Here is a 5900-nt window from a genome sequence, read left to right as displayed (position 1 = left end):
TGTTCATAGAAACATTGCCAACCAGGTAATTCATTCGGACACGAATATGCTAAGTGTATTGCAATACGCCATAGAATATTTACATGTTAAACATGTAATAGTATGCGGACATTATGGTTGTGGTGGCGTTATGGCTGCAATGGACAACAAATATGTTGGGTTGGTAGGTAGATGGTTGGCTTATGTAAAAGACATTTTTCAAAACAATCAGGAAGAATTAAATGGCTTAGAAAATGAAGAAGCTAAAATGAAGCGAATGGTTGAACTAAATGTTATGGAACAAGTACATAATCTGGCCAAAACTTCGTTTGTCCAAAAAGCTTGGAAAACCAGGGAGCTTGAAATTCATGGTTGGGTTTATTCGCTAAGTGATGGAAAAATTATTGATCTGGACATAAAGTACACGAATATAAATCAATTAGAGCCCATCTATCGATTCTCAGGAATTTAAAGCATAAGTTTTTATTAATGATAAGTATTAAAAACATTAATAAAAATATATAAAATAATCTTCTGATCTTTGTTTCGTAAAAAAAACAAAAAATTATGGATCAGTTTGATTTAATTAAAGGTGTATTTGAACCTGAAGAGGCCAAGGAAATATTGTTATACCTAATCGATGGTAAAATACAATTTCATCAAAATCGCATATTTAGCGACAGAATTAGGTTTGGCACAGAGAATCAAGATTCTTTAAAGCGCATCGAGGAGTTAAAAACTACCAAGGAAAACATTTTAAAGCTGATAGCTGACGATAAGTTATCAATCCATTCTCAAATTAACGTTGAAAAGGTTGCAAATTCAAAGGTAGCCTAATCTGAGGGTTAACATTGAAAATGATGATTCAACTCGGTTATTTGGGTTGATGTTTTCTCAAATAGTTCAACCACGGATAATTATTTGAATCTGAATTATAGAAAGTTGATGCCCTAAAGACTTAAGTTACTTCTTTCGTAATATCCTTACTTGATTAGTAATAGCTTCAAAGATGTCTAGTGTTTTACATTAATAAAACAACTTGTAAGACTATTCCTCTTTCATTACCAATAAAATTAATTAATTGACAACAAAAAACCCCTGACGATTTCGTCAGGGGTTTTGCATTCGTAATCAGATATAAATTAAGCTAACTTTACGTTAACTGCATTCAAACCTTTTCTACCTTCTTGAAGATCAAATGTTACTGAGTCGTTCTCACGTACTTCGTCTACTAGACCTGATACGTGTACAAAATACTCTTGACTGTCTTCTGAATCTTTAACAAATCCGTAACCTTTTGAATCATTAAAGAATTTTACTGTTCCTTCTTTCATTATAAATAATTGTAATTAAAGCCACTAAGCTAGGCAAAATATATTGATTTAAAGCATTAGGGGTATTTTATTTTTTTATTAAAGTCTGCTTAATTCGCATCATATTAACGTAATATAACCCTCCTACCTCCTTCTTCTGGAAGATTTTCCTTGGTTCGCATTCCTTCGCTTACCTCGGTCTTTATCTCTACGGCCACCTCTACCTCTCGATTTTTGGCCAGTTTCTTTATTCACTCTTAATTTCCTGTTATCTACATACAAGTCACTAAATGCAGGGTCTACTAAATGCGATGATTCCTTCTCAATTTCAAAGTATGATTTTTTCTCTTCAATGTTCGTTTGCCCTATAACATTTTTGCTAATGCCAAGGGTTTCTGATACAAAATCAACTAATTCTTTCTCATTTACTCCATCAATCAGGCCTACATTAATAAAATATTTATCATGCGTGGGATTATGTCTGGAATGAACCGGGGAATCTTCTAAAGTCTGGCTTTCATCAAAAGATGATTTCTTATTAAGCCCTAGTTCGTTTAATTCCCAGGTAATAAGTTTATCAATCAGATCTTCTTTGCTTAACCCGTTAAATTTTTCCCTCACATCATTCACGTGCTCTGCAATCATGTCATGATCTGCCTCTGTGGAAATAATGGTATCTGTCCACGCCATTAAACGCTTGTTTTCAACATGCTCAGCCTTGGGCAGCTCATATTGAGTAAATCCAAGTTTTAACTTCTTCTGAATAAAATTTACTTTTCTCTGCTCAGCACTTGTAATTAATGCGAGTGAAATACCCTTTTTCCCTGCCCTGCCGGTACGTCCACTTCTGTGTGTATAGTACTCCAAATCATCGGGCATGGAGTAATGAATTACATGCGTTAGGTCATTTACATCTATACCCCTTGCGGCCACATCTGTTGCTATCAAAAACTCCAAAGAATGGCTCTTAAAACGTTTCATAACCTGATCACGCTGGTTTTGCGATAAATCACCATGAATAGCATCTACAGGTAGTTTTTTACCTTGAAGAATTTCGGCTAATTGTTGTGTTTCTCTTTTTGTTCTACAAAATACTATGCCTCTCATATCAGGCTCAAGCTCAATAATACGTTTAAGTATCTCAACCTTATCTTTTGCTTTGGCAATAAAGTATTTATGCTCAATATTTTGATTGACCACATTAGCTGCATCAATTTTAACCTCGCTGGGATTATCCATGTACTTCTTTACAATGGATTTAATTTCAGGAGCCATGGTAGCTGAAAACAACCAGGTTGATTTCTGCCCCTGTGTAAAAGATAGAATATGATCTATATCCTCTCTAAAACCCATATTTAGCATCTCATCTGCTTCATCGAACACAACATGCTTAATACCAGACAAATCAATTGATTTTCTATTTATTAAATCTAGTAATCTACCAGGCGTGGCAATAATTATGTGTGGGGTATTCTTTAGCGCTTTCATTTGTGGTACAATGGAAGCACCACCATAAACTACCTGAACGCGCAACCCTTTCATATACTTAGAAAATGCCTGAAATTGCTGTGCAATTTGTTGCCCTAATTCCCTTGTGGGGGCTAATACAAGCGCCTGTGTTTTTTTTACGTCAGGATCCACTGCATCTAATAGTGGCAGCCCGAAAGCAGCTGTTTTGCCAGTCCCTGTTTGAGCAAGACCTAAAAAATCTTTTTCTTTTTCTTTGAGTAAAATTGGAATTGCCTTTTGTTGAATTTCGGTGGGTTGGTCAATATTCAACTCCGGCAGGACTTTAAGCAAAGGTGCTGAAAGCCCCATTTCTGAAAAACTTATCAATCTATATTAATATTAATGAGGCGCAAAGGTAGTGCTTAAAAACACATAAAACTATTCACTCTCTTTTTATTATATTGAGTATAAATTAGCTTCACAACTCAGATTCAACACTATTGAAAAGTTTAATTATCAAGTTTGGCCTTTTGGCAACCCTGCTAATGGTATTAATTGAGCTAAGTAATTATTCAGTTTTTACAGCCAATCATTATCGTGAATTTCTAATTGTGTTGTCTGCCCTTGCATTGGTAATATTTGGTTATCTTTTAAAAAATCAGGTAAATACAAGATCATCACTACTAAAAAGAAAACAATTACCTGACGATGAAAAATTGGCATTATTACAAATGAGTAAGCGGGAGTTTGAGGTATTAGCAAAGATAGCAGAAGGAAAAAGCAACAGTGAAATTGCTGATTTATTATTTGTATCTGAGAATACGATCAAAACACACGTTTCTAACATTTTTTCTAAACTAAATGTAAAAAGAAGAACAGAGGCTATTAAACAAGCTAAAGAGTACGGTTTACTCTAACACTTTAGTACTAAAATGATAAAATCACCCAAAAGTATGAATGCCATTTATGCCGAAAACCACACATTAGTTAAAAAAATAATATGAAAAAGGTAATTATAAAAAACGGGCTGATCGCGACAGCCATTATTATGGGGATTCAGTTCTTGGCTTATTTAATGTATGGCCATCCTGATTCTTCTAATTTTGATACTGACGAAATCATTGGCTATATATCTATTATAGCTTGTCTTCTATTTGTTTTTTTCGGTATTCGAGAGTATTTCATGCTATACAGGAAAGGATCTTTTTTAAAGTATTTTGGGTTGGGTTCTGCCATTTCGCTATTCCCTGCAGTGGCATTTGGCACTTACAGTGTGATCTACTATAAATGGATTAACCCTGATTTCCTTCAGGAGTATGGTGACTACCAGCTAGGAAAAATGAAAGCCTCTTTAAGTATCGAAGAATTTGAAACAGCCAAAATTCAGTTTATGGAAGAAATGGCCTTATGGGACAGCGTTGGTGCTCAATTCATTATGATGTTCCTTACAGTATTTGTAATAGGTCTGATTATAAGCACGTTATCTGCAATTTATTTTCAACTAAAAACACCTAAAAATGGCTAAAGGAAGAGTTACTGGCATTGGTGGTATTTTTTTTAAATCCAATGAACCAAAAAAATTAACAAATTGGTACAACAAACATTTGGGCCTTGTTACTAATGAATATGGCTCTATGTTTGAATTTAGGGATACAAACAATCCAGAGAAGAAAGGTTATCTTCAATGGAGCGCCTTTAGTAAGGATTCTACATATATGGAGCCTTCCGAGCAACCTTTTATGATTAATTATCGGGTTGTGAATATTGAGGCTTTGGTTAATCAGCTTAAAAAGGAAGGGGTTGAAATAGTAGATGAAATTGCGACTTATGATTATGGAAAGTTTGTTCATATCATGGATCCTGAAGGCAATAAAATTGAACTATGGGAGCCTGTGGATGAGGGTTTTGGTGATTATTCAAATAACACTACCAAATAGATTTTATAAAGTGATGGGCACAAGGATAATATCTACCCTTCTGTTCATCACTCTGCCATCTGATGATTTATTGGAGTAAAGAGGGTTATCTTGTCCAAATGATTTACTCTCTATTTCTTCTTTTCTAATACCAAGTTGAATTAGTTCATACTTCACAGCTTCACTTCTCATATAGGAAAGCCACTCATTATACTGTTTTCCTCCAATATTATCTGTGTGGCTGAATAAAACGATTTCATATTTAGAAATATCATCTACAGAATTGATGAACTCAGCGATTTGAGTTCCTTGAAATTCATCGACATAATAACTACCACCACCAAAATAAATACTCTTTCTTATTAGGCTGTCTTGTGCAGCAGCCGTATTAAATAGAATTAAAAATAAATTGATAATTAAAAAAAGCCTCACCTTAACACAAACGTTAAAATGAGGCTTTCTGTTTATCTCTGCTTGTATGCTATCCGATTGCTGAAACTATGTCGCTAAGTACCACCAGGCCTTCTCTCAGGTATTTATCATCCACATCTATATTATTCACTTCGTAAATACCTTCTTTTCCTATTTTTGTTCCTTCCATTGCACTTTGCTCAGTACGCCTTTTTTCTGCTTCGGCAATTTCCTTTTGTCTTTCTTCCTTATTCAAAGAAATTCGGGTTGTAGATATACTCTTCTTTAACTCTTCTGTTTCACTAATTAGGTCCTTTAGATGTCTGTCATTCTCAAGCCTATCCCTGTATTCTTTACTAACCTCTGCCAACATCTTCTCAGTTACCTGCTCCGTAGGTTTGTATTTCGTTCCCTTTATCTGATCCCATGGCAAAGCACTTGGTCTGCTACTTTCACCAAATTCTTCAGCAGAAAAGGCAGACGGAAAATTAATATCAGGATCAACACCTTTATGTTGTGTGCTACTACCAGTAATTCTATAGAATTTCTGTAGCGTCAATTTAAGCTGACCGACTTTTTCACCTTCCGGTACATTTAAATATCTACCCAAATCGATTACACTTTGTACTGTCCCTTTACCAAATGAAGTTTCACCAAGTACGACACCTCTCCCATAATCTTGAATGGCACCTGCAAATATTTCAGAGGCACTGGCACTAAACCTGTTAATCATTACAGTTAAAGGCCCGTCATAAATAACATTATCGTCCACATCTTCACCTAATTCTATTTTGTTAGATGAGTTTTTAACCTGTACTACCGGGCCGTCCTT

At 34.9% G+C, this 5900-nt stretch carries 9 protein-coding genes; 5 read left to right on the top strand and 4 right to left on the bottom strand.

Features of this window, described 5'->3' with window-relative positions; all coding sequences use genetic code 11:
* On the top strand, window positions 1-451 hold a 451-nt coding region (locus tag RLO81_RS09875), incomplete at its 5' end, for a carbonic anhydrase (protein ID WP_350110788.1).
* Between the two features lie 95 nt (window positions 452-546).
* Entirely contained in the window at window positions 547-816 is a 270-nt protein-coding gene (locus RLO81_RS09870) for a hypothetical protein (RefSeq protein WP_350110785.1), read from the top strand.
* A 305-nt stretch (window positions 817-1121) separates the two neighbouring features.
* Here the strand turns inward: RLO81_RS09870 and RLO81_RS09865 are convergent, their stop codons facing one another.
* Together RLO81_RS09865 and RLO81_RS09860 are read right to left on the bottom strand one after the other, a co-directional pair.
* Window positions 1122-1313, bottom strand: a complete 192-nt coding sequence (locus RLO81_RS09865) for a cold-shock protein (protein WP_350110783.1) — start codon at window positions 1311-1313, stop codon at window positions 1122-1124.
* 123 nt (window positions 1314-1436) lie between these two features.
* On the bottom strand, window positions 1437-3128 hold the full coding sequence (locus tag RLO81_RS09860; protein WP_350110781.1) for a DEAD/DEAH box helicase: 1692 nt from the start codon (window positions 3126-3128) through the stop codon (window positions 1437-1439).
* Between the two features lie 113 nt (window positions 3129-3241).
* Between RLO81_RS09860 and RLO81_RS09855 the strand changes: the two genes are divergently transcribed.
* The 3 genes from RLO81_RS09855 (at window position 3242) to RLO81_RS09845 (ending at window position 4678) form a co-directional block, all read left to right on the top strand.
* On the top strand, window positions 3242-3658 hold the full coding sequence (locus RLO81_RS09855) for a response regulator transcription factor (protein ID WP_350110779.1): 417 nt from the start codon (window positions 3242-3244) through the stop codon (window positions 3656-3658).
* Window positions 3659-3741: 83 nt separating this feature from the next.
* Window positions 3742-4266, top strand: coding sequence for a DUF4199 domain-containing protein (locus tag RLO81_RS09850; protein WP_350110776.1), 525 nt, complete (start codon window positions 3742-3744; stop codon window positions 4264-4266).
* A complete protein-coding gene (locus RLO81_RS09845) occupies window positions 4259-4678 on the top strand; it encodes a VOC family protein (RefSeq protein WP_350110773.1) in 420 nt (139 codons plus the stop codon). Before RLO81_RS09850 ends, RLO81_RS09845 begins: the two co-directional genes overlap by 8 nt.
* Before the next feature lie 3 nt (window positions 4679-4681).
* Here the strand turns inward: RLO81_RS09845 and RLO81_RS09840 are convergent, their stop codons facing one another.
* Complete coding sequence (locus RLO81_RS09840) at window positions 4682-5089, bottom strand: OmpA family protein (protein ID WP_350110770.1); 408 nt, start codon at window positions 5087-5089, stop codon at window positions 4682-4684.
* Window positions 5090-5138: 49 nt separating this feature from the next.
* Window positions 5139-5900: carboxy terminal-processing peptidase (locus tag RLO81_RS09835; protein ID WP_350110767.1), on the bottom strand; the 762-nt coding region annotated here is incomplete at its 5' end.

The organism is Fulvivirga sp. (assembly GCF_040220315.1).
Classification (GTDB): domain Bacteria; phylum Bacteroidota; class Bacteroidia; order Cytophagales; family Cyclobacteriaceae; genus Fulvivirga.
This window is presented reverse-complemented; position numbering and strand designations above follow the sequence as displayed.

Coding starts and splice junctions, on each gene's coding strand:
- RLO81_RS09845 (WP_350110773.1), top strand. CDS start 4,259: ATGGCTAAAGGAAGAGTTACTGGCATTGGTGGTATTTTTTTTAAATCC.
- RLO81_RS09865 (WP_350110783.1), bottom strand. CDS start 1,313: ATGAAAGAAGGAACAGTAAAATTCTTTAATGATTCAAAAGGTTACGGA.
- RLO81_RS09850 (WP_350110776.1), top strand. CDS start 3,742: ATGAAAAAGGTAATTATAAAAAACGGGCTGATCGCGACAGCCATTATT.
- RLO81_RS09870 (WP_350110785.1), top strand. CDS start 547: ATGGATCAGTTTGATTTAATTAAAGGTGTATTTGAACCTGAAGAGGCC.